Source organism: Pseudarthrobacter sp. alpha12b, from assembly GCF_054130495.1.
The window spans coordinates 263,880-285,270 of sequence record NZ_CP196746.1; the positions used below are offsets into that span (position 1 = coordinate 263,880).

Annotated in this window: 20 protein-coding genes and 1 pseudogene; 20 read left to right on the forward strand and 1 reads right to left on the reverse strand. The window is 66.0% G+C overall.

What is annotated here, in order from left to right:
• Position 1: 1 nt before the first annotated feature.
• Positions 2 to 382, reverse strand: a complete 381-nt coding sequence (gene sdhC / locus ACTAQI_RS01190) for a succinate dehydrogenase, cytochrome b556 subunit (RefSeq protein WP_081620212.1) — start codon at positions 380 to 382, stop codon at positions 2 to 4.
• A gap of 275 nt (positions 383 to 657) precedes the next feature.
• On the opposite strand from sdhC, the gene ACTAQI_RS01195 reads away from it, so the two are divergent.
• From ACTAQI_RS01195 to ACTAQI_RS01290, 20 genes and pseudogenes are all read left to right on the forward strand, one after another.
• Entirely contained in the window at positions 658 to 1,791 is a 1,134-nt protein-coding gene (locus ACTAQI_RS01195; RefSeq protein ID WP_457948981.1) for a mannose-1-phosphate guanylyltransferase, read from the forward strand.
• A gap of 99 nt (positions 1,792 to 1,890) precedes the next feature.
• Positions 1,891 to 3,107 (forward strand): annotated as a pseudogene (locus ACTAQI_RS01200) (amidohydrolase).
• A gap of 150 nt (positions 3,108 to 3,257) precedes the next feature.
• Positions 3,258 to 3,692: a MarR family winged helix-turn-helix transcriptional regulator gene (locus ACTAQI_RS01205; protein WP_457948983.1), complete on the forward strand. Its 435-nt coding sequence runs from the start codon at positions 3,258 to 3,260 to the stop codon at positions 3,690 to 3,692.
• A 43-nt stretch (positions 3,693 to 3,735) separates the two neighbouring features.
• Entirely contained in the window at positions 3,736 to 4,167 is a 432-nt protein-coding gene (locus ACTAQI_RS01210) for an organic hydroperoxide resistance protein (protein WP_457948985.1), read from the forward strand.
• Complete coding sequence (locus ACTAQI_RS01215; RefSeq protein WP_457948986.1) at positions 4,164 to 5,177, forward strand: NADP-dependent oxidoreductase; 1,014 nt, start codon at positions 4,164 to 4,166, stop codon at positions 5,175 to 5,177. The genes ACTAQI_RS01210 and ACTAQI_RS01215 overlap by 4 nt, the downstream gene beginning before the upstream one ends.
• 256 nt (positions 5,178 to 5,433) lie before the next feature.
• Positions 5,434 to 6,543, forward strand: coding sequence for a BMP family lipoprotein (locus tag ACTAQI_RS01220; protein ID WP_457948988.1), 1,110 nt, complete (start codon positions 5,434 to 5,436; stop codon positions 6,541 to 6,543).
• 178 nt (positions 6,544 to 6,721) lie between these two features.
• Positions 6,722 to 8,323, forward strand: coding sequence for an ABC transporter ATP-binding protein (locus ACTAQI_RS01225; RefSeq protein ID WP_457948990.1), 1,602 nt, complete (start codon positions 6,722 to 6,724; stop codon positions 8,321 to 8,323).
• Positions 8,316 to 9,710 carry an ABC transporter permease gene (locus tag ACTAQI_RS01230; RefSeq protein ID WP_457948991.1) on the forward strand — a complete coding sequence of 465 codons (1,395 nt, stop codon included), beginning with the start codon at positions 8,316 to 8,318 and terminating at the stop codon, positions 9,708 to 9,710. The genes ACTAQI_RS01225 and ACTAQI_RS01230 overlap by 8 nt, the downstream gene beginning before the upstream one ends.
• Positions 9,707 to 11,032 carry an ABC transporter permease gene (locus tag ACTAQI_RS01235; protein WP_457948993.1) on the forward strand — a complete coding sequence of 442 codons (1,326 nt, stop codon included), beginning with the start codon at positions 9,707 to 9,709 and terminating at the stop codon, positions 11,030 to 11,032. Before ACTAQI_RS01230 ends, ACTAQI_RS01235 begins: the two co-directional genes overlap by 4 nt.
• A 5-nt stretch (positions 11,033 to 11,037) precedes the next feature.
• On the forward strand, positions 11,038 to 11,445 hold the full coding sequence (locus ACTAQI_RS01240; protein WP_457948994.1) for a cytidine deaminase: 408 nt from the start codon (positions 11,038 to 11,040) through the stop codon (positions 11,443 to 11,445).
• Positions 11,442 to 12,758 carry a thymidine phosphorylase gene (locus ACTAQI_RS01245; protein ID WP_457948996.1) on the forward strand — a complete coding sequence of 439 codons (1,317 nt, stop codon included), beginning with the start codon at positions 11,442 to 11,444 and terminating at the stop codon, positions 12,756 to 12,758. Before ACTAQI_RS01240 ends, ACTAQI_RS01245 begins: the two co-directional genes overlap by 4 nt.
• A gap of 6 nt (positions 12,759 to 12,764) precedes the next feature.
• On the forward strand, positions 12,765 to 13,394 hold the full coding sequence (locus ACTAQI_RS01250) for a DedA family protein (protein WP_457948998.1): 630 nt from the start codon (positions 12,765 to 12,767) through the stop codon (positions 13,392 to 13,394).
• Positions 13,395 to 13,527: 133 nt separating this feature from the next.
• Positions 13,528 to 14,253 (forward strand): DedA family protein, encoded by a 726-nt coding sequence (locus ACTAQI_RS01255; RefSeq protein WP_457949000.1) that lies wholly within the window; start codon positions 13,528 to 13,530, stop codon positions 14,251 to 14,253.
• Between the two features lie 53 nt (positions 14,254 to 14,306).
• Complete coding sequence (locus ACTAQI_RS01260; RefSeq protein ID WP_457949002.1) at positions 14,307 to 15,443, forward strand: adenosine deaminase; 1,137 nt, start codon at positions 14,307 to 14,309, stop codon at positions 15,441 to 15,443.
• A 61-nt stretch (positions 15,444 to 15,504) separates the two neighbouring features.
• Complete coding sequence (locus ACTAQI_RS01265; RefSeq protein ID WP_457950960.1) at positions 15,505 to 16,095, forward strand: MazG nucleotide pyrophosphohydrolase domain-containing protein; 591 nt, start codon at positions 15,505 to 15,507, stop codon at positions 16,093 to 16,095.
• Between the two features lie 118 nt (positions 16,096 to 16,213).
• Positions 16,214 to 17,494 carry a phosphopyruvate hydratase gene (gene eno, locus ACTAQI_RS01270; protein ID WP_457949003.1) on the forward strand — a complete coding sequence of 427 codons (1,281 nt, stop codon included), beginning with the start codon at positions 16,214 to 16,216 and terminating at the stop codon, positions 17,492 to 17,494.
• 151 nt (positions 17,495 to 17,645) lie between these two features.
• Positions 17,646 to 18,326, forward strand: a complete 681-nt coding sequence (locus ACTAQI_RS01275; protein ID WP_457949004.1) for an FtsB family cell division protein — start codon at positions 17,646 to 17,648, stop codon at positions 18,324 to 18,326.
• 27 nt (positions 18,327 to 18,353) lie between these two features.
• Positions 18,354 to 19,025, forward strand: a complete 672-nt coding sequence (locus ACTAQI_RS01280; RefSeq protein WP_457949006.1) for a DUF501 domain-containing protein — start codon at positions 18,354 to 18,356, stop codon at positions 19,023 to 19,025.
• A complete protein-coding gene (locus ACTAQI_RS01285) occupies positions 19,022 to 19,969 on the forward strand; it encodes a Ppx/GppA phosphatase family protein (protein WP_457949007.1) in 948 nt (315 codons plus the stop codon). The genes ACTAQI_RS01280 and ACTAQI_RS01285 overlap by 4 nt, the downstream gene beginning before the upstream one ends.
• Before the next feature lie 4 nt (positions 19,970 to 19,973).
• The gene (locus ACTAQI_RS01290; protein WP_457949009.1) at positions 19,974 to 21,362 is read left to right on the forward strand and encodes a S8 family serine peptidase; all 1,389 of its coding nucleotides are present in this window, start codon (positions 19,974 to 19,976) and stop codon (positions 21,360 to 21,362) included.
• Positions 21,363 to 21,391: the final 29 nt, after the last annotated feature.

Genomic DNA, 21,391 nt, shown 5'->3' on the forward strand with positions numbered 1-21,391 from the left:
CTTAGTGACCTCCGAGGGCGAGGGACAGGTGGCGGATGGAGAAGGCGACCATGGTCACGACCCACAGTGCCAGGACTGCCCACAGCATTTGCCGCTGGTACTTGGCGCCCTTCTTCCAGAAGTCGACCGCAATGATCCGCAGGCCGTTGAAGGCGTGGAAAACGATGGCGGCAACAAGGCCGGTCTCACCCAGCGCCATCAGGGGATTCTTGTAGGCGCCGATCACAGCGGTGTAGGCCTCCGGTGACACACGCACCAAGGAGGTGTCCAGGACGTGGACCAACAAGAAGAAAAAGATCACTACACCGGTAATCCGGTGTCCTACCCAGGACCACATGCCTTCACGGCCGCGGTACAAGGTGCCAGCTGGTTTTGTCGGCACTGATAAACCTCCCTGCAACACAGCGGCGCTGGCATGAGATCCATGCGGGGGGAACGCCTGCTGCGAGAGCACTCGTAGCTCAGGCCTAAATCTAGGCTTCGCTAACAGCTTATTCAATTTAGGAGTTTCTTGGTGCCCAGTACTGGAGCGGATTTTCAGGCTAAATGAGACGAACGCCACATCATTGCGGACTTTTGGGCGGGACGGCGCCGTGAAACGCAGGTCTGATGCGCCGCCAAAGGAGCGGTTGCGGCCGTTCCGCTAAAGTAGCCGTGATGAGTACAGACAAAGTGACAAGCCCGGCTTCACCCCTTGACCGCTTCATTGCGGTGATTCCGGCAGGCGGCGTGGGGACCCGCCTCTGGCCCCTGTCACGTGCAGCAGCTCCCAAGTTCCTTCACGATCTCACGGGATCGGGCAGCACCTTGCTGCGCGCCACCTACGACCGCCTGCACCCGCTTGCGGACAGCCGGATGCTGGTAGTCACCGGCAAGGCGCACCGCGAGGCGGTGTGCCGGCAGTTGCCCGAGCTTCAGGATTCGGACCTTGTCCTTGAGTCAGAGCCAAAGGACTCCGGTGCGGCAATCGGTCTTGCGGCGGCGATCCTGCATGAGCGCGATCCTGACACCATCATGGGTTCCTTCGCCGCGGACCAGGTCATCAGCCCGGACGATCTGTTCCAGCAGGCCGTCCGCGAAGCCATCTACACTGCCGCCGCCGGCAAGATCGTGACCATCGGCATCAAGCCCACCCACCCCTCCACCGGTTTCGGCTACATCCGCTCCGGCAAGGCGCTGCACATCGAAGGGGCTCCCAGTGCCCACGACGTTGTGGAGTTCGTCGAAAAGCCGGACGAGGTTGTGGCCCAGCAGTACGTGGACAGCGGCGACTACGTGTGGAACGCCGGCATGTTCGTGGCGCCCGTGTCACTGATGCTCAAGCACCTTGAGGCCAACCAGCCTGAACTGTTCCAGGGCCTGCAGGAAATCGCACGCGCGTGGGACACCCCCCAGCGTGACGAGGTCACGGCCCGCATCTGGCCCACCCTGCCCAAGATTGCCATCGACTACGCAGTGGCCGAGCCCGCCGCCGAAGCCGGGGACGTCGCCGTCGTGCCCGGAACCTTCCGCTGGGACGACGTTGGCGACTTCGCTTCTGTGGGCCGCCTCAACAGCGCCAAGGAAGTGGATGATGTCACTGTCCTCGGCGAAGGTGCCCGCGTGTTCACCGAGAACTCAAGCGGTGTTGTGGTCACCGACACCAAGCGCGTGATCGCCCTGATCGGCATCCAGGACGTTGTCATCGTGGACACGCCGGACGCCTTGCTGGTGACCACCATGGCCAATTCCCAGCGCGTCAAGGCTGCCGTCGACGCACTCAAGGCCAGCGGCGACACGGACGTCCTCTGAGCGCCGAACCTGCCGGCACGGTCCGTGCCGGCAGGGCCGGGATGTAACGAGGCGTTAGCGAATGGGCGCTAAAGCCGCCACCCTCGCTAGAGTGAAGCAGTGCGCAATTACACTACTGAAGCCGAGCCCACCGCCCGGGTGGCTCCGTGGCTCGAGCCGCTCCTGCCGGAACTGATCGAATTCCGCCGGGACCTGCATGCGCACCCGGAACTGTCCTTAAGGAGTTCCGCACCACCGACAAGCTCGCCGAGCGGCTCGAAGCCGCCGGCCTGCGCCCCCGCCGCCTGGAGGGCACCGGGCTGACGGTGGACGTTGGCGAAGGCCCAATTGCCACGGCCCTGCGCGGCGACATCGATGCCTTGCCCATCATCGAGGAAACGGGCCTGCCGTTCGCGTCGAAGAACCACGGCGTGACCCACGCCTGTGGCCATGATGTGCACACCACCACCATGCTGGGCATTGCCCTGGTCCTGCACCGGATGCACCAGGAAGCACCCCTCGGCGCCACCGTCCGGATCATCTTCCAGCCCGCCGAGGAGACCATGCCCGGCGGCGCGCATGCCTGCATCGAACAGGGTGTCCTGGACGGCGTGCCCAGGATCCTCGCCCTGCACTGCGACCCGCGGATCGAAGTGGGCAAGGTGGGCACCAGGATCGGTGCCATCACCTCGGCGTCGGACACCATCCGGATCGAACTGTCCGGGCGTGGCGGCCACACCTCCCGCCCGCACCTCACCGAGGACCTCGTGTTCGCGCTGGCGCAGATTGCCGTCAACGTGCCGGCCGTGCTGTCCCGCAGGGTGGACGTCCGCAGCGGCGTTTCCGTGGTGTGGGGCCAGATCACCGCAGGCTCGGCGCCCAACGCGATCCCCGGCAGCGGCTACATGGCAGGAACCATGCGCTGCCTGGACCGGGACGCCTGGCATGCCGCCGGTGAACTGCTCGACGAGGTAGTGCACCAGGTGGCCGCGCCCTACGGGGTGGACGTCCACCTTGAGCACACCAGGGGAGTGCCGCCGGTGGTGAACTCCGAACACGAGACAGCGATCATTGAGGCCGCTGCCCGCGCTGAGATCGGTGAAAGCGCCGTGGTGCTCACGCCCCAGTCCATGGGCGGTGAGGACTTCGCCTGGTTCCTCGCCGAACTTCCCGGCGCGATGATGCGCCTTGGCACCAAAACGCCCGGCGGCGAAGACTTCGATCTCCACCGCGGCGATTACATCCTGGACGAGCGGTCCCTGGGCCTGGGCATCCGCGTGCTCACCGCAGCAGCCCTGCGCACCATTCGGGACCTGGAGCAGACCCCGGTTTCCTGACAACCGGTGGCTGGTAGCCCGGCCTCCCCGGCGGGAATACCAGGCACCCCTGTTTCAGGACAACAAGGAGAGTACGACGACGGCGGCGAACCGGGGCAGTTACAGCTGCCATAAGTTGTGCACAACTTAGTTGTGCGTTACTGTTTATCCATGACCGAAGCACCCCGCCTGGACCGGCAAGTCTGTTTTGCGCTGTACTCGGCCTCCCGTGCCGCTACCGCCGTCTACCGGCCTGTCCTGGACGAACTGGGACTCACCTACCCGCAGTACCTGGTGATGCTGGTCCTGTGGGAAAGCGAACCCCGGGGCGTAAAGGAACTCGGCGGTGAGCTTGGCCTCGACTCGGGCACCCTGTCGCCGCTCCTGAAGCGCCTGGAAGCACTGGGGCTCGTGGAACGGCGGCGGTCCGGTGAGGACGAACGCCGCGTCGCCATCCACCTGACGCCCGCCGGTCGAAACCTCAGTGGCCCGGCAAGCGCCATTCCCCAGCGGCTCGCCGATGCTGCCGGGCTCTCCCTGGACGAACTCGAACAGCTCCGGACCACCCTGGGCAAGCTGACTGCTGCCCTGCACGAATCCTTGTGAACCCGAAAACCGCACCATCCCACCTACAGGACGGAAAACTTTCGTGAAGACTCTCTACACCGCCGAGGCGCTGGCCTCGGGCGAAGGGCGCGACGGCGCTGCACGCAGCAACGACGGCAGGCTGGCCGTGGACCTCGCCAGTCCCGTCGAACTTGGCGGCAGCGGCCAGGGCACCAACCCCGAACAGCTCTTCGCCGCCGGCTATGCCGCCTGCTTCCACTCCGCGCTGCGCCTGGTAGGCCGCAAGGCGGGCGCGGACCTGACGGACTCGGCAGTCGCGGCAAAAATCCACCTGGGGCAGCTGGACGGCTGTGCCGGCTTCGGCCTGGCCGCCGAGCTGGAGATCGCCCTCCCCGCCCTGGATCTGGCTACCGCGGAGGACCTGGTGGCCAAGGCGCACCAGGTCTGCCCCTATTCAAACGCCACCCGCGGCAACATCAATGTCGACATCAAGATTCTGGAGTACGCAGCATGAGCACAGTCCCCGTAACCACCCGCGAAATCCGGCTGGCCTCGCGTCCCGTGGGGCGCCCTTCCAGCGACAACTTCGAATTGGCCGAGTCGCCGCTGCCCCCGCTCGAAGAGGGCCAGATCCTGGTGAAGAACCTCTTCATGTCGGTTGACCCATACATGCGGGGCAGGATGAACGACGTCAAGTCCTACTCCGCACCCTTCGCCGTGGGTAAGGCGCTCGACGGCGGCGCAGTGGGTGAGGTGGTCGCGTCCCGTTCGTCGGCACACAAGGAGGGCGACGTCGTCGTGCATTCCCTGGGCTGGCGGGAGTACGCCGTGGTTGACGGCGCTGCCACCACCCCGGCCCGCACGGACCTGGCGCCGGCGTCCGCTTTCCTCGGTGCCCTGGGCATGACCGGACTGACGGCGTACTCCGGCCTGTTGAAGGTTGCCGAGTTCAAGCCCGGGGACGCCGTATTCGTTTCCGGCGCCGCCGGTGCCGTGGGCTCCCTGGTGGGCCAGATCGCCAAGGCCATGGGCGCCTCCCGCGTCATTGGTTCGGCTGGCTCGCCCGCCAAGGTGGCCCGGCTGCTGGAGCTCGGCTTCGATGCCGCCTTCGACTACCACGACGGTCCCGTCGTGGAGCAACTGGAGAAAGCGGCCGGCCCGGCCGGCATTGACGTCTACTTCGACAACGTGGGCGGCGAGCACCTGGAGGCCGCCCTGGCGGTCCTCAACGTGGGCGGCCGGGTGGCGATGTGCGGCGCGATCGCACAATACAACTCCACCGAGCCCACACCTGCACCCCACAACCTGATGCAAGCGATCGGCAAGCAGTTGACACTTCGCGGCTTCCTGGTAGGTGGCCAGCGGCAGCACGCGGCGGAGTTCGCGGAAAAGATGGCGGGCTGGTTGGCGGACGGGACCGTGCGCTACGACGAGACGGTCGTGGACGGGCTGGAGAACGCCCCGCAGGCCTTCATGGACCTCCTGGACGGGGCCAACACCGGCAAGATGCTGGTCCGGCTGTAGCCGCAGCAAGCACGCGCAAGCAGTAGGGGCACCGCAATCCGCGGTGCCCCTACTGCTTGGTAACAACTTGTAAACAATCTCCCGGATGGGCTCCGGACGTGCTATGGGGACGTGGCGCAGGCCACTAAAGTGAGTGCCATCAGTGCGCTCCGGCGCAGTGCTGCGTGCCTTCAGTGAAAACAGAATTTCAGCGCCGAAACGGACACTCATTGAATTCAAGCCCGTAGCGCCACTCGCATCATCCCCTGGAGGAAAATTGAAGAAATCACTGCGTGCCAGCTTCAAGCGCGGTTCAATGGCCGGTGTGGCCACCCTCGGTGCGTCCGCGCTTGTGCTCACCGGATGCGGTGCAGCCCCCGAAGCCGGAAGCACCGCATCCGCAGGTGCCAGCGACTACACAGGCTGCATCGTTTCAGACTCCGGCGGATTCGACGACCAGTCCTTTAACCAGTCCTCCTACGAGGGCCTCAAGAAGACCGAGAAGGACCTTGGCATCAAGGTCAACCAGATCGAGTCAAAGACCAACAACGACTTCGAACCCAACCTGCGGGCCATGGTCACTGCGGGCTGCAACCTGACCATCACCGTCGGCTTCCTGCTGGGCGACGCCACCAAGGCCCAGGCCACCGCCAACCCGGACAAGCACTTCGCCATCATCGACTTCGGCTATGACCAGCCCATCAGCAACGTCAAGCCCATCATCTACGACACCGCCCAGGCCGCGTTCCTGGCCGGCTACCTGGCCGCCGGCACTACCAAGACCGGAACCGTGGCCACCTTCGGCGGCATCAAGATCCCCACCGTCACCATTTTCATGGACGGCTATGCGGACGGCGTGAAGTACTACAACCAGCAGAAGGGCAAGAACGTCAAGCTGCTCGGCTGGAACAAGGACGCCCAGGACGGCAGCTTCACCGGCGACTTCGAAAAGCAGGATGTCGGAAAGCAGCTGACCAAGAACTTCCTGGACCAGGGCGCCGATATCGTCATGCCGGTGGCCGGTCCCGTGGGCAAGGGCGCCGGAGCCGCGCTCAACGAAGCCAAGGCTGCCGGCAAGGATGTCAAGCTCATCTGGGTTGACTCCGACGGCTACCTCACTGCCCCGGACTACAAGGGCATCATGCTCTCCTCCGTCATGAAGCAGATGGGCGAGGCCGTGGAGACCGTGGTCTCCGAGGACAAGGACGGCAAGTTCAACAGCACCCCGTACGTGGGCACCCTTGCAAACGATGGCGTGCAGCTGGCCCCCTTCCACGACCTCGATTCCCAGGTCCCCGCGGAAGTGAAGTCCGACCTCGAGAAGATCAAGAAGGACATTGTCGACGGCAAGCTGAAGGTCGAGTCCGCAGCAAGCCCCAAGGCCTGATCCACCACAGAAAGCGCCACCGCCGGTCTGTCACCCACTGGCCGGCGGTGGCGCTTTTTGCTGGCCGAACGTTTACCGCGCGCGGCCGGCCCCTCCCGGTACTGCAGCCACTAGGCTGGTGCTGCAGCCATATATCCCGTCCGGTCGATCACCGGACGCTTCGAGATTGGTCAGAGTTTTGAAACTTGAGCTTCGAGGGATCACCAAACGCTTTGGCACGCTGCTGGCCAACGACCACATCGACGTGGTGGTTGAGCCTGGACAGATCCACTGCCTCCTTGGTGAGAACGGGGCGGGCAAGTCCACCCTGATGAACGTGCTCTACGGGCTGTACGAGCCCTCCGAGGGCGACATCCTCATTGATGACAAGCCCGTCAGCTTCCGGGGGCCGGGCGATGCCATGGCGGCAGGAATCGGCATGGTGCACCAGCACTTCATGCTGGTGCCGGTCTTCACCGTGGCGGAGAACGTAGCCCTGGGCGCCGAACCCACCAAAGCCGCCGGTTTCCTCAACCTGGACCAAACCCGGCAGCGCATCAGGGAGATCTCGGACCAGTACGGCTTCGACGTGGACCCGGACGCCCTCGTGGAGGATCTGCCGGTGGGTGTGCAACAACGGGTGGAGATCATCAAGGCCCTGGTCCGCAACGCCAAGGTCCTGATCCTGGATGAGCCCACGGCCGTGCTGACCCCGCAGGAGACCGATGAGCTGCTGGACATCATGCGCCAGCTCAAGTCCGGCGGCACGTCCATCGTCTTCATCTCGCACAAGCTGCGGGAAGTTAAGGCAGTTTCAGACACCATCACGGTGATCAGGCGGGGAAAAGTTGTTGGCACGGCTGATCCCGCCGCGTCCACCACGGAACTGGCCTCCATGATGGTGGGACGTGCTGTAAGCCTCACACTGGACAAGGGTCCGGCCCAGCCCAAGGAAAAGACCTTCGAGGTCAGGAACCTGACCGTCATCGCGCCCAACGGCCAGCACGTCGTGGATGGCCTCAGCTTCGACATTGCCCGCGGAGAGATCCTTGCGGTTGCCGGCGTGCAGGGCAACGGCCAAACGGAGCTGACTGAAGCGATCCTCGGCCTTCAGGATCGCGTGCACGGTTCCATCCTGCTGGACGGGCAGGAACTCCTTGGCCGCAGTGTGAAGGAGGTGCTGAACGCCGGCGTAGGGTTCGTGCCCGAAGACCGCTCCGTTGACGGCCTGATCGGCACTTTCTCGATCGCTGAGAACCTGATCCTTGACCGTTACGATCAACCCCCCTTCGCGAGGGGCATCGGGATGAGCGCAGCCAAAGTACTGGAGAACGCGAAGAGCCGGATCGAGGAGTTCGATGTCCGAACGCCGTCAGGAGCGTTGGCCGCAGGCACCCTGTCGGGCGGCAACCAGCAGAAAGTGGTGATGGCCCGCGAGCTGTCCCGTCCGCTGCGCCTGTTCATCGCCTCCCAGCCCACCCGCGGCGTAGATGTCGGGTCCATCGAATTCCTGCACAAGCGGATCGTGGCCGAACGCGACCAGGGCACTCCCGTCATGATCATCTCCACGGAGCTTGACGAAGTCATGGAGCTGGCCGACCGCATTGCGGTGCTCTACAAGGGAAAGCTGGTGGGCACTGTCCCCGCCGGCACCAGCCGGGACGTCCTGGGCCTCATGATGGCAGGCATCCCGCCGGAAGAACACGCGCCGGAAGAACACGCGCCGGCAGAACACGCACAGACCCCGCAGGCCGGCACACCGGCCCCCGCCTCCAACGCCGAGGGAGCCGACCATGCCTGAACAGCAATCCCCTAAACACGCCGCTGACCACACCCCTGACAAACAGTCAGCCAGTTCGCCCCACAACGGCCAGGACAACCCAGCCGGGGACCAAGCCGCGGCAGCGGTGGCCGTCGATACCGCCGGCGGGGCGATGCAGCCCTCAGCCGTTCCGGCCACGGCCCAAAGCGGGCAGCTTCCCGGCGGCTCCGACACCATACTGCGCCGGATCTTCACCGGAAGCGGCATGGTGTCCCTGCTGGCGGTGCTGCTGGCGCTGATCATCGGCGGCCTGCTCATCGCGAGCACCGACAAGCAGGTGGCCACCGCCGCCGGCTACTTCTTCGCCCGGCCCGCAGACATGCTGACGGCCGTCTGGAACGCCGCCACGCGCTCCTACATTGCCCTGTTCCAGGGCTCGGTGTTCAACCCCCGCGGCAACGGGCTGGCCGCACAGTTTGCCCCCTTCATGGAAACCCTCACCATCGCCACGCCGCTCATCACGGCCGGCCTGGGCGTGGCACTGGCATTCCGGGCGGGGCTCTTCAACATCGGCGCGCAGGGCCAGATCATCGTGGCAGGCATCCTGGCGGCGTGGGTGGGCTTCGCGCTGCACCTGCCGGCTGGACTTCACCTCCTGCTGGTGCTTGTGGCCGGAATCATCGGCGGCGCCCTCTGGGGCGGCCTCGCGGGCCTGCTCAAGGCACGCACCGGAGCCCACGAGGTCATCCTGACCATCATGTTCAACTACATCGCGCTGTACTTCCTGCGCTACCTGCTGAACACGCCGGCATTCCAGCGGCCGGGGGAGTCGAACCCCATCTCGCCCATCCTGGACCCCAGCGCCATCTACCCGCAGATCCTGGGCAGCCAGTACCGGCTTCATTTGGGCTTTATCCTCGCGATCGGCGCCACGGTCCTGGTGTGGTGGCTGCTCAACCGTTCCACCGTGGGCTTCGAGTTCCGGGCCGTGGGCGCCAACCCCAAGGCAGCGCAGACCGCCGGCATCAATGTCTCCCGTTCCACCATCCTGGTCATGGCCATCGCCGGCGGCCTTGCCGGCATGTCCGGCGTAGCCCAGGTCGCCGGCACCGAGAAGGTACTCACCGACGGCGTCGCCGCCACGTACGGCTTTGACGCCATCACGGTGGCCCTGCTGGGCCGTTCGACGCCGTGGGGCACCTTCGCTGCCGGCCTCCTGTTCGGCGCCTTCCGCGCCGGGGCGGTCCAGATGCAGATCCAGACCGGCACCCCCATCGACATCGTTCTGGTGGTCCAGTCCCTGATTGTCCTTTTCATCGCCGCACCGCCGCTGGTCCGGGCCGTCTTCGGCCTCAACCCGCGGCGCAGGAAGCCCGCGCGCGCAGCCAAGTCCGGGCAGGCAGCCACTACCGGAGGTGCCGCATGAGCACAACAGTTTCATCATCCAGGCCCGGCAACCCGCAGCCCGGTGGCCCCAAGGCGGACGCACCTGCCGCAACCCTTACCGCCAAGCCCGTCAGCTGGAAGACTCCCGTCCTGCTGACCGTGTTCGCCCTGGTCTCCCTGGTGTTCTTCGGCTTCCTGGCACCCAGCCAAACGGCCAGCTTCGGCATCTCCACCGGCGGTGACTTCTTTCAGCTTCCGGCACTGGAAATCAACGCCTTTGCCGGCGGCATGGTGCTGTCGGTGCTGCTCGTAGGACTGGCGGGCTACGCCGTCTTCCTCAAGACAAAGAACCAACCCGCTCCCGGCTGGGTGGCAGTGGCCTTTATCGTCATCTTCGTGGCCGCGTTCCTCATTTGGGTGGTGGGCGGCGCCCGCACACCCACCATTTCGCTGGCCGGCCTCATCGCCGGATCCGTTACGCTCGCGGTCCCGCTCGTGTTCGGTTCGCTGTCCGGTGTCCTGTGCGAACGCGTGGGCGTGGTCAACATCGCCATCGAGGGGCAGCTCCTGGGCGGGGCATTCACCGCAGCCATCGTTGCCAGCATGACCAAGAACGCCTTCATCGGGCTGTTGGCTGCAGCTGTCGCCGGTGCGGTGGTGTCCATGGTCCTGGCACTGTTCAGCATCAAGTACCTGGTCAACCAGATCATCGTGGGCGTCGTCCTGAACGTGCTGGTATCCGGCGTAACGGGCTTCCTGTTCAGCACTGTGATGCAGGCAAACAAAGCCCAGTTCAACTCGCCGCCTGGCCTGGACGTCATTGACATCCCCATCCTCTCCAGCATCCCGATCATCGGGCCCATCCTGTTCCGGCAGTCCCTGGTGGGCTACCTCATGTATGTGGCCGTCGCGGTGGTCTGGGTTGGCCTGTTCAAGACCAGGTGGGGCCTGCGCGTGCGCGCGGTGGGGGAGCACCCGCAGGCGGCGGACACCCTGGGCATCAACGTCAATGCCACCCGGTTCTGGAACGTCACCCTGGGCGGCGCCGTTGCCGGAATCGGCGGCTCCTTCTTCACCCTGGTAGCCATCGACAGCTTCACCAAGGAAATTTCCGGTGGCCGGGGCTTCATCGCCCTGGCAGCCCTCATCTTTGGCCGCTGGAACCCGGTAGGCGCCTTCTTCGCGGCACTCCTGTTCGGGTTCGCGGACAACCTGCAGAGCATCGTGACCATCATCGGAACACCGGTGCCCAGCCAGTTCATGGCCATGCTGCCCTACCTGGTGACCGTCCTCGCCGTCGCCGGGCTGGTGGGCAGGTCCAGGGGGCCCGCCGCCAGCGGCATCCCCTACGTCAAGGGATGACCGCCGTGAACAAAGCACCAACCGTGGACTGGGCGGCCCTCGAGGCAGCTGCCGTCGCCGCCATGAAGAATGCCTACGCCCCGTACTCCAAGTTCGCGGTGGGGGCGGCGGCCCTTACCGGGGACGGCCGGATTGTCAGCGGCTGCAACGTGGAGAACGCCAGTTATGGGCTGACGCTCTGCGCGGAATGCGCCCTGGTGGGGAACCTGCACATGACGGGCGGCGGCCTGCTGCGTGCCTTCTACTGCGTGGATGGGGCAGGAAATGTCCTTATGCCCTGTGGCCGGTGCCGCCAGCTGCTCTACGAGTTCCGGGCCCCGGACATGCAGCTCATGACCACCCAGGGCATCAAAACCATGGACCAGGTGCTGCCCGACGCCTTTGGTCCCGAACACCTGGAGGAGACCCGGTGACTGACAGCAAAGCCGAAGCGTTCGACGCCGTTGACATCATCCGCACCAAGCGCGACAAGGGGACGCTGAGTCCCGAGCAGATCGACTGGACCATCGACGCGTATACCCGCGGAATCATCGCGGATGAGCAGATGGCCGCCCTGAACATGGCCATCCTGCTCAACGGCATGGACCGCGCCGAAATTGCCCGCTGGACGGCGGCCATGATCGCCTCCGGCGAACGGATGGATTTCTCCAGCCTCCGGCGTCCCGATGGGGGCCTGAAGTACACCACGGACAAGCATTCAACCGGCGGTGTGGGGGACAAGATCACCCTGCCGCTGGCCCCGCTGGTGGCGGTGTTCGGCGTCGCCGTCCCGCAGTTGTCCGGCCGCGGGCTGGGGCACACCGGCGGCACCCTGGACAAGCTGGAAGCCATTCCGGGATGGCGGGCCAACCTGGCCAACGACGAGATCCTGGCCCAGCTCCAGGACGTGGGTGCGGTGATCTGCGCCGCCGGCGCAGGCCTGGCCCCCGCGGACAAGAAGCTCTACGCGCTGCGCGACGTCACAGGGACGGTTGAGGCCATACCGCTGATCGCATCGTCCATCATGAGCAAGAAGATCGCCGAGGGTACCGGCTCGCTGGTCCTGGACGTCAAGGTGGGCAGCGGTGCGTTCATGAAGGACGAAGCCAAAGCCCGGGAACTTGCCGAGACCATGGTGGCGCTCGGCAAGGACGCAGGGGTCAACACCGTTGCACTGCTGACCAACATGAACACCCCGCTGGGGCTCACGGCCGGCAACGCCATTGAAGTCAAGGAATCGGTGGAGGTGCTGGCGGGCGGCGGCCCGGACGATGTGGTGGAGTTGACCGTCCGGCTCGCCGAGGAGATGCTCGCCTGTGCAGGGGTGCACGACGCCGACCCCGCCGCCGCCCTTAAGGACGGCCGCGCCATGGACGTCTGGAACCGGATGATCACGGCCCAGGGCGGCGACCCACATGCTGCCCTGCCGGTGGCCAGGGAATCCGACGTCGTGTACGCCCCTGCCGACGGGGTGCTGGTGGAACTGGATGCGCTCGCCGTTGGTGTGGCGGCCTGGCGGCTGGGTGCCGGCCGCGCGCGCAAGGAGGACGCAGTCCAGGCGGGGGCGGGAGTGCGCATGCATGCCAAGCCCGGCGCCACCGTGCGCGCAGGGGAACCGCTGATGACGCTGCTGTCCGACACTCTGGAGCGGTTCTCCCGTGCCCGGGAAGCCCTGGAACACGCCGTGGTCATCGCTCCGGAAGGGTCGCGGCCTGCCCAGCAGCTCATCATCGACCGCATAGCATAGGGACAAATGCAGGCCATCAACGACTTCATCCTCGCCGCAGCCGGTCAGCCGTGGGTGCTGGTCCTGGTGCTGGCCTGCTGCGTCATTGACGGATTCTTCCCGCCCGTTCCCAGCGAATCCGTGGTGGTGGGCCTCGCGGCGGTGGCTGCCACCGCGGATGTTCCCAATCCGCTGCTCCTGGTGCTGGTGGCGGCAGCGGGTGCTTTCCTCGGAGATAACATCGCCTACCTGCTGGGCCGCCGGGTGGGCACCAGGCGCTGGGCATGGATGCGCGGACCGCGCATGCAAAGCGCGTTCCGCTGGGCGGGCCGGGAACTGCGGAAGCGGCCGGCGTCCCTGATCCTGGTGGCCCGCTTCGTCCCGATCGGCCGGGTGGCGGTCAACCTGACCGCCGGGGTCACCCACTACCCACACCTGCGGTTCGTGGGCCTGACCTTGCTGTCCGCCAGCCTGTGGGCCGGCTACTCGGTGGCGATCGGGCTCTTCTTCGGCCAGTGGTTCGAGGACAACCACGTCCTGGGCGCCGCAATCGCCATTGTCTGCGCGGTGGCGCTGGGCATCGTGGTGGACCTGGTGATCAATAAATTCCGGGGTAAACCCAACGTGGTGGAACGGATCCGGGAACCAGGGGCCTGACCAGCGCGTTTAAGGGGTAATTCCGGGCATTGGGGCGTAGCGGACAGGGCCCGGAGCGTGGGACACTTAGGAACGATTTCCGCTTTGGCTGCGGCACTTTAGCTGTGTCATTTTTGTACAGGAGCAACACCGCGTGGAGTTTATTAATGAGGCCGTGCTCCATGCAGCGGGCCAGTGGTGGATTTACCCCGTCCTGCTGGTGTTCTTCTTCGTGGACGGTTTCGCCATGGTGGTCCCCAGCGAGACCCTTATTGTTGCGCTGGCGGCGTTCTCCCGGCACAGCGGCGAGCCCAATCTCTGGATCCTGGGCCTCACGGCGCTGGTAGGTGCCATCTGCGGCGACAACATGGCCTATATGCTCGGCCGCAAGATTGGCCTGGACCGGTGGGGGTGGATGCGCCGGCCCAAGGTCCGGAAGGTCTTCGCCTGGGCACGGTATGAGCTCGAGAAGCGGGGCGCCGTCCTGATCTTTACCGCCCGGTACATCCCCTGGGGCCGTGTGGCCGTCAACTACGTCGCCGGCAGCACCGGTTTCTCGCACCGCAGGTTCTTCGTCTTCGACGCCTTCGCCTGCGTCACGTGGGTGGGGTACTCCCTGGGAATCGGCGTTCTTGCCAGCTCGTTCCCCTGGCTGCACCACAACCCCCTGCTGAGCGCGGGCATCGCCGTCGTGTTCGCCATCGTCCTGGGCGTCGTCATCGACCACCTGCTGCGCTGGTGGCACAAACGGCTGGGCAGGCACGACGCGCCTGATACGGACGAGTGGAGCGATGAATCCTCCACCTCCGGCCATGAGGGACGCCCCGGCACCCAGGCCCTCATGATGCCGTCGGCGGAGGCCGGCCCCGCGGCCAAGTAGCGGCTGGCTGTGAACGGCTGGCTTTGAACTCCGCCCCACCCTAAGGTGGGAACGTGACTGAGCCCATTGTTGACGCCGCCCCTGCCATCGATTTTGACCTGAAGAGCCTGCCCAAGGTTTCCCTTCACGACCACCTGGACGGAGGACTCCGCCCGGCCACCATCATCGAGCTGGCGGAGGCCGTTGGCCACACGCTCCCCTCAACAGACCCCGTGGCACTGGGTCAATGGTTCCGGGAATCAGCGGACTCGGGATCCCTGGTCCGGTACCTGGAAACGTTCGACCACACCGTTGCCGTCATGCAGACCTACGACGGCCTGTTCCGCGTAGCGAAGGAGTTCGTCGAGGACCTCGCCGATGACGGTGTGGTGTACGGCGAAGTCCGCTGGGCCCCCGAGCAGCACCTCCAGCAGGGCCTCAGCCTTGATGAAGCAGTGGAAGCAGTCCAGGACGGACTGGAGGCCGGCGTCGAAGCTGTGTCCGAAAGCGGCCGCGAAATCCAGGTGGGCCAACTGATCACCGCCATGCGGCACGCCGACCGCGGCCAGGAGATCGCCGAACTCGCCGTCCGCCACCGCAACAAGGGCGCAGTGGGCTTTGACATCGCCGGCGCCGAGGACGGCTTCCTGCCCAGCCGCTTCAAGGACGCCTTCACCTACCTTGCCCAGCACAACTTCCCCGCCACCGTGCACGCCGGCGAGGCCGCCGGGCTGGACAGCATCCAGTCCGCGCTGGTGGACGGCCGCGCCCTGCGGCTGGGACACGGCGTCCGCATCGCCGAAGACATCATGGTGGAATTCGACGACGACGAGGAAGCCGGGGATACCGTAGGCCTGGTCACCCTCGGCGACCTCTCCAGCTGGATCCGCGACCGCGGCATCGCCCTGGAAATCTGCCCCTCCTCAAACCTCCAGACCGGAGCGGTAGCAGAGTTCGGCGAAGGAATCGAAAGCCACCCCCTGGACATGCTTTATCAGCTGGGCTTCAACGTCACCATCAACACCGACAACCGCCTGATGAGCGGCGTCACCCTGACCGACGAGTTCAACCTGCTGGTGGAAACCTTCGACTACGACCTCGACGACCTGCTGGAGCTGACCCTCAACGCCGCCGAGGCATCCTTCCTGCCCCTGGAGGAAAAGGAAGCGCTGGTGGAATACATCAACGACGCCTACGCCAACCTTGGCTGACCAGACGCCCGTCAACCAGCTGGTTGCGGAAATAGCTGCCCTGCGTGAGCACTGTCCCTGGATGGGTGCGCTGACCCACGGATCGCTGGTGGAGTACCTCCTGGAGGAGGCGTACGAGGTGGCCGAGGCCATCGAGGACGGCCACCCGGACGCCGAACTCCAGGGGGAGCTTGGCGATGTCCTGCTCCAGGTGGTGCTGCACGCACGGCTGGCCGAGGAGCGGGGCGCGTTCACGTTCGACGACGTGGCGCGCGGCCTGGGTGCCAAGATGATCCGCCGCAACCCGCACGTATTCAAACCTGACTGCTCCCTGCAGGACAGCTTTCCGGCGACGGTCGAGGAGATCGAGCAGAAGTGGGATGCGGTCAAGCGGGCCGAACGGCCGGAGCGGCCCAACGCCTTTGACGGAATCCCGGAGGCGCTGCCGGCGCTGGCCAAGGCGCAGAAATCGCTGGACCGTGCGGCCCGCGCCGGGCTTGGGCTCCCCGCGGGTGTCCCGATACCCGAAAGCGAGGACGAGCTCGGAATCCTGCTGCTCGCCGTCGTGCGTTCCGCCCGGGACAGCGGCATGGACGCCGAGCGCGCCCTGCGTGCCGCGGTCCGCCGCTACCAAGGCGGCCAAGGCAATCAAAACGACCCAGCGCCATCATGACGTCCCGGCCCTGGCCGGTTTGAGTAACCCGGAGCACTCTCGACTAGGCTGGACCCTGACGAGTACGTCGAGTTTTCTGCCTGATTCCCCCCGTTAATCGCCCATAAGGAGCAAATTCATGGCGCTTATCGATGCCATCCACGCCCGCGAGATCCTTGATTCCCGCGGCAACCCCACCGTTGAAGTTGAAGTCCTGCTTTCCGACGGCCAGATCGGCCGCGCCGCGGTTCCCTCCGGTGCTTCCACCGGTGAGCACGAGGCCGTCGAACTGCGCGACGGCGACAAGGGCCGCTACCTCGGCAAGGGCGTGCAGAAGGCCGTCGACGCCGTGATCGACCAGATCGCCCCCGCCCTGACCGGCTTCGACGCCACCGACCAGCGCAGCATCGACCAGGCCATGCTGGACCTGGACGGCACCCCCAACAAGGGCAAGCTCGGCGCCAACGCCATCCTGGGCGTCTCCCTGGCCGTTGCCAACGCAGCCGCAGCCTCCGCTGACCTGCCGCTCTACAAGTACCTGGGCGGCCCCAACGCTCACGTACTGCCCGTGCCGCTGATGAACATCCTCAACGGTGGCTCCCACGCCGACTCCGACGTCGACATCCAGGAATTCATGATCGCCCCCATCGGCGCCGAGACCTTCTCCGAGGGCCTGCGCTGGGGCGTTGAGGTCTACCACAACCTCAAGTCCGTCCTGCAGGCCAAGGGCCTGTCCACCGGCCTCGGCGACGAAGGTGGCTTCGCTCCCAACCTGCCGTCCAACCGTGCAGCGCTGGACCTGATCCAGGAAGCCATCAAGAACGCCGGCTACACCCCGGGCAAGGACATCGCCCTGGCCCTGGACGTCGCATCCTCCGAGTTCTTCAAGGACGGTGCGTACCAGTTCGAGGGCAAGGCCCTGTCCGCCACCGAGATGAGCGCCTACTACGCCGAGCTGGTCAACGACTACCCGCTGGTTTCCATCGAGGACCCGCTGGACGAGAACGACTGGGACGGCTGGAAGACCCTCACCGACAGCATCGGCGACAAGGTCCAGCTGGTGGGCGATGACCTCTTCGTCACCAACCCCTCCATCCTGCAGCGCGGCATCGACACCCGGACCGCCAACTCCCTGCTGGTCAAGGTCAACCAGATCGGTTCCCTGACCGAGACCCTGGATGCCGTCAGCCTGGCCCAGCGCGCCGGCTACACCACCATCACCTCGCACCGCTCCGGCGAGACCGAGGACACCACCATCGCCGACATCGCGGTGGCCACCAACGCCGGCCAGATCAAGACCGGCGCCCCCGCCCGCTCCGAGCGCGTTGCCAAGTACAACCAGCTGCTGCGCATCGAAGAGGAACTGGACGACGCCGCACGCTACGCCGGACGCAGCGCGTTCCCGCGTTTCAAGGGCTAGTAACCGCCTAAACCCATCCGCGGTGGCTATGGTTGAAAGACCATAGCCACCGCTGTTGTTTCCAGCAGCATTTGTTCCAGCAGTGTTTGTCAGCGTTTGTTTGTCCAGCACGGATAGTGGCGGCCCAGGCAGGCTGCGTTTCAGGAGTGTCATGGCTACCCGCCGCCCCAAAGTTCCCAAGGTCGCCCCCGCCCGTCCAGCCAAGGAAACGGCCGACGACGGATCCTCCGGCGGTGCCGAAGTGATCCGGGCGGATTTCCGCCCGGCCAAGGGCGCAGCCACCCCGGCCGCCGCACCTTCAAAGGAGAACCGCGCGCGTGGAACTGCAGGCCACGCCGCCGGAAAGGCGGGGGAGGCTAAAACGCCCAGACCTTCGGCCGGGCGCAAAGGCAGCAGTCAGGTGGACGGCAAGGATGGCCGGAGCGCCGAAGAGGAGCAGCACCCCGTCCCCGCAAAGGCCTTTTCCGGGCGCATGCTCGCGCTGGCAGTGGTGATGATCGCCATCACCATCATGCTGGCGCCCACGGTCAAGATCTTCTTCGACAAGAAGGCCGAAATCGACGCCCTGAATGCCGATATCGCCGCACGCCAGGCTGAAGGCGACGCCCTCCGCCAGCAGGTTTCGCGCTGGCAGGACCCCAACTACGTGAAGCAGCAGGCCCGCGACCGCATTAACATGGTTATGCCGGGCGAAACCGGCTACTGGGTTTTTGGCAGCGATGAGCCGGCCGGAGAAAGCAGTGGCCCTGCCGGCGCAGCAGCACAAGACCCCGCCGATCTGCCGTGGGTGGATTCCCTGTGGGAGTCCATCAGGCGCGCGGCCACAGACTGAACCGCACAGGAAGGACGGCCCGCGACAGTGGAACACAACACGGCAGCCGCCCGGGACGAATCCCGCCAACCAACAGCACACGACCTTGAAGTACTAAGCAGGCAGCTGGGACGCCCCGTCCGCGACGTCGTGGAAATTCCGGCCCGCTGCGTCTGTGGCAACCCCCTTGTGGCCGCCACCGCGCCCCGCCTGAGTAACGGCACGCCGTTTCCCACAACCTTCTACCTGACGCACCCGGTGATCACCTCCGCGGTTTCCAGGCTCGAAGCTGCCGGCGTCATGAACAGCATGAATGACCAGCTCGCCGGCGATCCCGGCCTTGCCGCCGCCTACCGTTCCGCGCATGAGGAGTACCTCGCCGCCCGTGATGCCATTGGGCAGCGCTCGGGAATCGGAGCCGTACCGGAAATCGACGGTGTCTCGGCCGGCGGGATGCCCACCCGCGTCAAATGCCTGCATGTCCTGGTGGGGCACTCCCTGGCAGCCGGCGGCGGCGTCAACCCCCTGGGTGACCAGGCACTGGAAATGATCAGGGAATGGTGGACCGCGGACAAGTGCTATTGCGACGGCGCCTGGGACACCACTGGCGACGCACCCTCGAAGGACCTCAGCCGCCACGGACCCCAGGGCCTGCCGGATATCGTCGGCCGCCCTGCCCCGGTCCGGAAGTCCACCGAAACCACAGGGGCGGCCGAATGACCCGCGTAGCCGCCATCGACTGCGGCACCAACTCCATCCGGCTCCTCATTGCTGACATTGACCGCAGCAACGGCAGCACGGTCCTCACCGACGTCCACCGGGAGATGCGCGTGGTCCGGCTGGGCCAGGGCGTGGATGCCACCGGAGAACTGGCTCCGGAGGCGCTGGAACGCACGCTCGGCGCGACCGCCGACTACGCCCGGCTGATCAAGGAGCACGGCGCAGAGCGCATCCGTTTTGTTGCCACCTCCGCCAGCCGCGACGCACGCAACCGGGACGTCTTCGTGGACGGTGTCAGGGAACTGCTGGGAGTGGAGCCGGAGGTCATTTCCGGGGACGAGGAAGCGGCATTGTCCTTTGCCGGGGCCAGCAGCGTCCTCCCTGTACTCGACGGGCAACAGGTGCTCGTGGTGGACCTGGGCGGGGGAAGCACCGAATTCGTCCTGGGCACCGCCGCCGGCGTCACCGCGGCAAAGTCCGTTGACATCGGCTGCGTCCGGCTGACCGAGCGGCACCTGCGCAACGATCCACCCACTGCCGAACAGATTGCCGCCGCGGAAGCCGACGTGGACGCAGCCATGACCAGTGCCGGCCGTGACGTACCGCTGGAACGCGCCACCGCCGTCGTCGGCGTTGCCGGGTCCGTCACCACCATCACCGCGCATGCGCTCCGCCTGACGGAATATTCGCCGGACGCAATCCACGGCGCAGCGCTGCCCATTGGGGAAGTCCGCGCGGCAGCCACCGACCTGCTCGGCATGACCCGCGCCGGCCGGGCCGCGCTGCCGTACATGCACCCCGGACGCGTGGACGTCATCGGTGCCGGGGGACTGGTGTGGCGCCGGATCCTTGACCGGATGGGGGAGCTGAGCGGCGGGAGGATCACCATGGCCACCGCAAGCGAGCACGACATCCTTGATGGCATCGCGCTGAGCATCGGTTAACCCCATGCACTCCACACCAGCTTCAACCCCGCTGCTGTCCCGGGTTGCGGCCGCTGCAGTAGCCCTCCTGCTTGCCGTGTGCTGCCTCTGCGCCGGTCTCTTTACGGCGCCCGCCGCACATGCCGACGAATGGCGTGACAAGGAATACTGGCTGGCAGACTCGGGTATTACCAAGGCCTGGGAAGTGTCAAAGGGCGCCGGCGTCAAGGTTGCCGTCATCGACAGCGGCATTGACGCCCAGCACCCCGACCTCAAGGGCGCAATTGTCGGCGGGCACGACGCATCGGGCTCAGGCCAGCCGGACGGCCTGAAAAGCGTCGGCTCCAAGCCGGAACACGGCACCCTGGTAGCCACCATGCTGGCAGGGCGCGGACACCAGCCTGCCACTGCCAGCCCCAGCCCCACACCCAGTCCCGGGCCGGCGGTTCCGCCGGACGGCATCATGGGCGTGGCGCCCGAGGCGCAACTCCTGTCCGTCTCCACCTGGCTGGGCTCGGCCAACCCCTCGGGAAAAAGCGACCAGGACCAAATTCCCGAAGCGGTCCGCTGGGCCGTGGACAACGGTGCCAAAGTCATCAACATTTCGCTTGGCAGCACAACGCCGCAGTGGCCGCAAAGCTGGGACGCAGCCTTCCTCTACGCCGAGCAAAAAGACGTGGTCATCGTCGCCGCCGCCGGCAACCGGGTGGGAGGCAACACCCAGGTGGGCGCCCCCGCCACCATCCCCGGCGTGCTCACCGTCGCCGGACTGGACCGCAAGAACGTGGCCAGCGTGGATGCTTCCTCGCAGGGCATCAGCATCGGCGTGGCTGCCCCTGCCGAAAATCTCCTCGGTGGGCTCCCGGGCGGGAGCTACGCGGAATGGGCCGGCACCTCCGGGTCCACGCCCATCGTTGCCGGCGTCGCCGCCCTGATCCGGTCCAAGTGGCCGGACATGAGCGCTGAACAGGTGATCAACAGGATCGTCTCCACGGCCAAGGACGCCGGAGCCCCCGGCAAAGACCCGCTGTACGGCTACGGCATCCTCAACGCCGAGGCGGCGCTCAAAGCCGACGTTCCGGAGGCCTCAGCCAATCCACTGGGCACCATCGCCGAATGGATCCGCGTGCACCGCCGCGGCAACGCCGCCCCGGTCACCCCGCTCCCCACCGCGACCTCCGCGCCCAGCGCGGCACCCACGCTGCCGGAAGCCACCGTTCCCGCCGCCAAAGCGCCATCACAGCGCGACAGTGCCATCGGCGCCGCCGTCGTGATCGGTTTTGCCGTCCTGTTCGTGGCCATCATCGCGGCGGCCGCCGTCCAGCTCCGGCGGGCTGCACGCAACCCTGCCCTTGCCGGGGAGGAACCCGACACAGGGGTGATCGAAAGGGTCCATTCCCGCCCGGATTCCTAGGTTACGGAGCCACCGTCTGGCTAGTGAAG

What these genes read in the sequence shown, in the direction of transcription:
- ACTAQI_RS01195 (WP_457948981.1), top strand. Translation starts at nt 658, where the DNA reads ATGAGTACAGACAAAGTGACAAGCCCGGCTTCACCCCTTGACCGCTTC.
- ACTAQI_RS01265 (WP_457950960.1), top strand. Translation starts at nt 15,505, where the DNA reads ATGGGTGCGCTGACCCACGGATCGCTGGTGGAGTACCTCCTGGAGGAG.
- ACTAQI_RS01290 (WP_457949009.1), top strand. Translation starts at nt 19,974, where the DNA reads ATGCACTCCACACCAGCTTCAACCCCGCTGCTGTCCCGGGTTGCGGCC.
- ACTAQI_RS01215 (WP_457948986.1), top strand. Translation starts at nt 4,164, where the DNA reads ATGAGCACAGTCCCCGTAACCACCCGCGAAATCCGGCTGGCCTCGCGT.
- ACTAQI_RS01275 (WP_457949004.1), top strand. Translation starts at nt 17,646, where the DNA reads ATGGCTACCCGCCGCCCCAAAGTTCCCAAGGTCGCCCCCGCCCGTCCA.
- ACTAQI_RS01285 (WP_457949007.1), top strand. Translation starts at nt 19,022, where the DNA reads ATGACCCGCGTAGCCGCCATCGACTGCGGCACCAACTCCATCCGGCTC.
- ACTAQI_RS01230 (WP_457948991.1), top strand. Translation starts at nt 8,316, where the DNA reads ATGCCTGAACAGCAATCCCCTAAACACGCCGCTGACCACACCCCTGAC.
- eno (WP_457949003.1), top strand. Translation starts at nt 16,214, where the DNA reads ATGGCGCTTATCGATGCCATCCACGCCCGCGAGATCCTTGATTCCCGC.
- ACTAQI_RS01250 (WP_457948998.1), top strand. Translation starts at nt 12,765, where the DNA reads ATGCAGGCCATCAACGACTTCATCCTCGCCGCAGCCGGTCAGCCGTGG.
- ACTAQI_RS01235 (WP_457948993.1), top strand. Translation starts at nt 9,707, where the DNA reads ATGAGCACAACAGTTTCATCATCCAGGCCCGGCAACCCGCAGCCCGGT.
- ACTAQI_RS01205 (WP_457948983.1), top strand. Translation starts at nt 3,258, where the DNA reads ATGACCGAAGCACCCCGCCTGGACCGGCAAGTCTGTTTTGCGCTGTAC.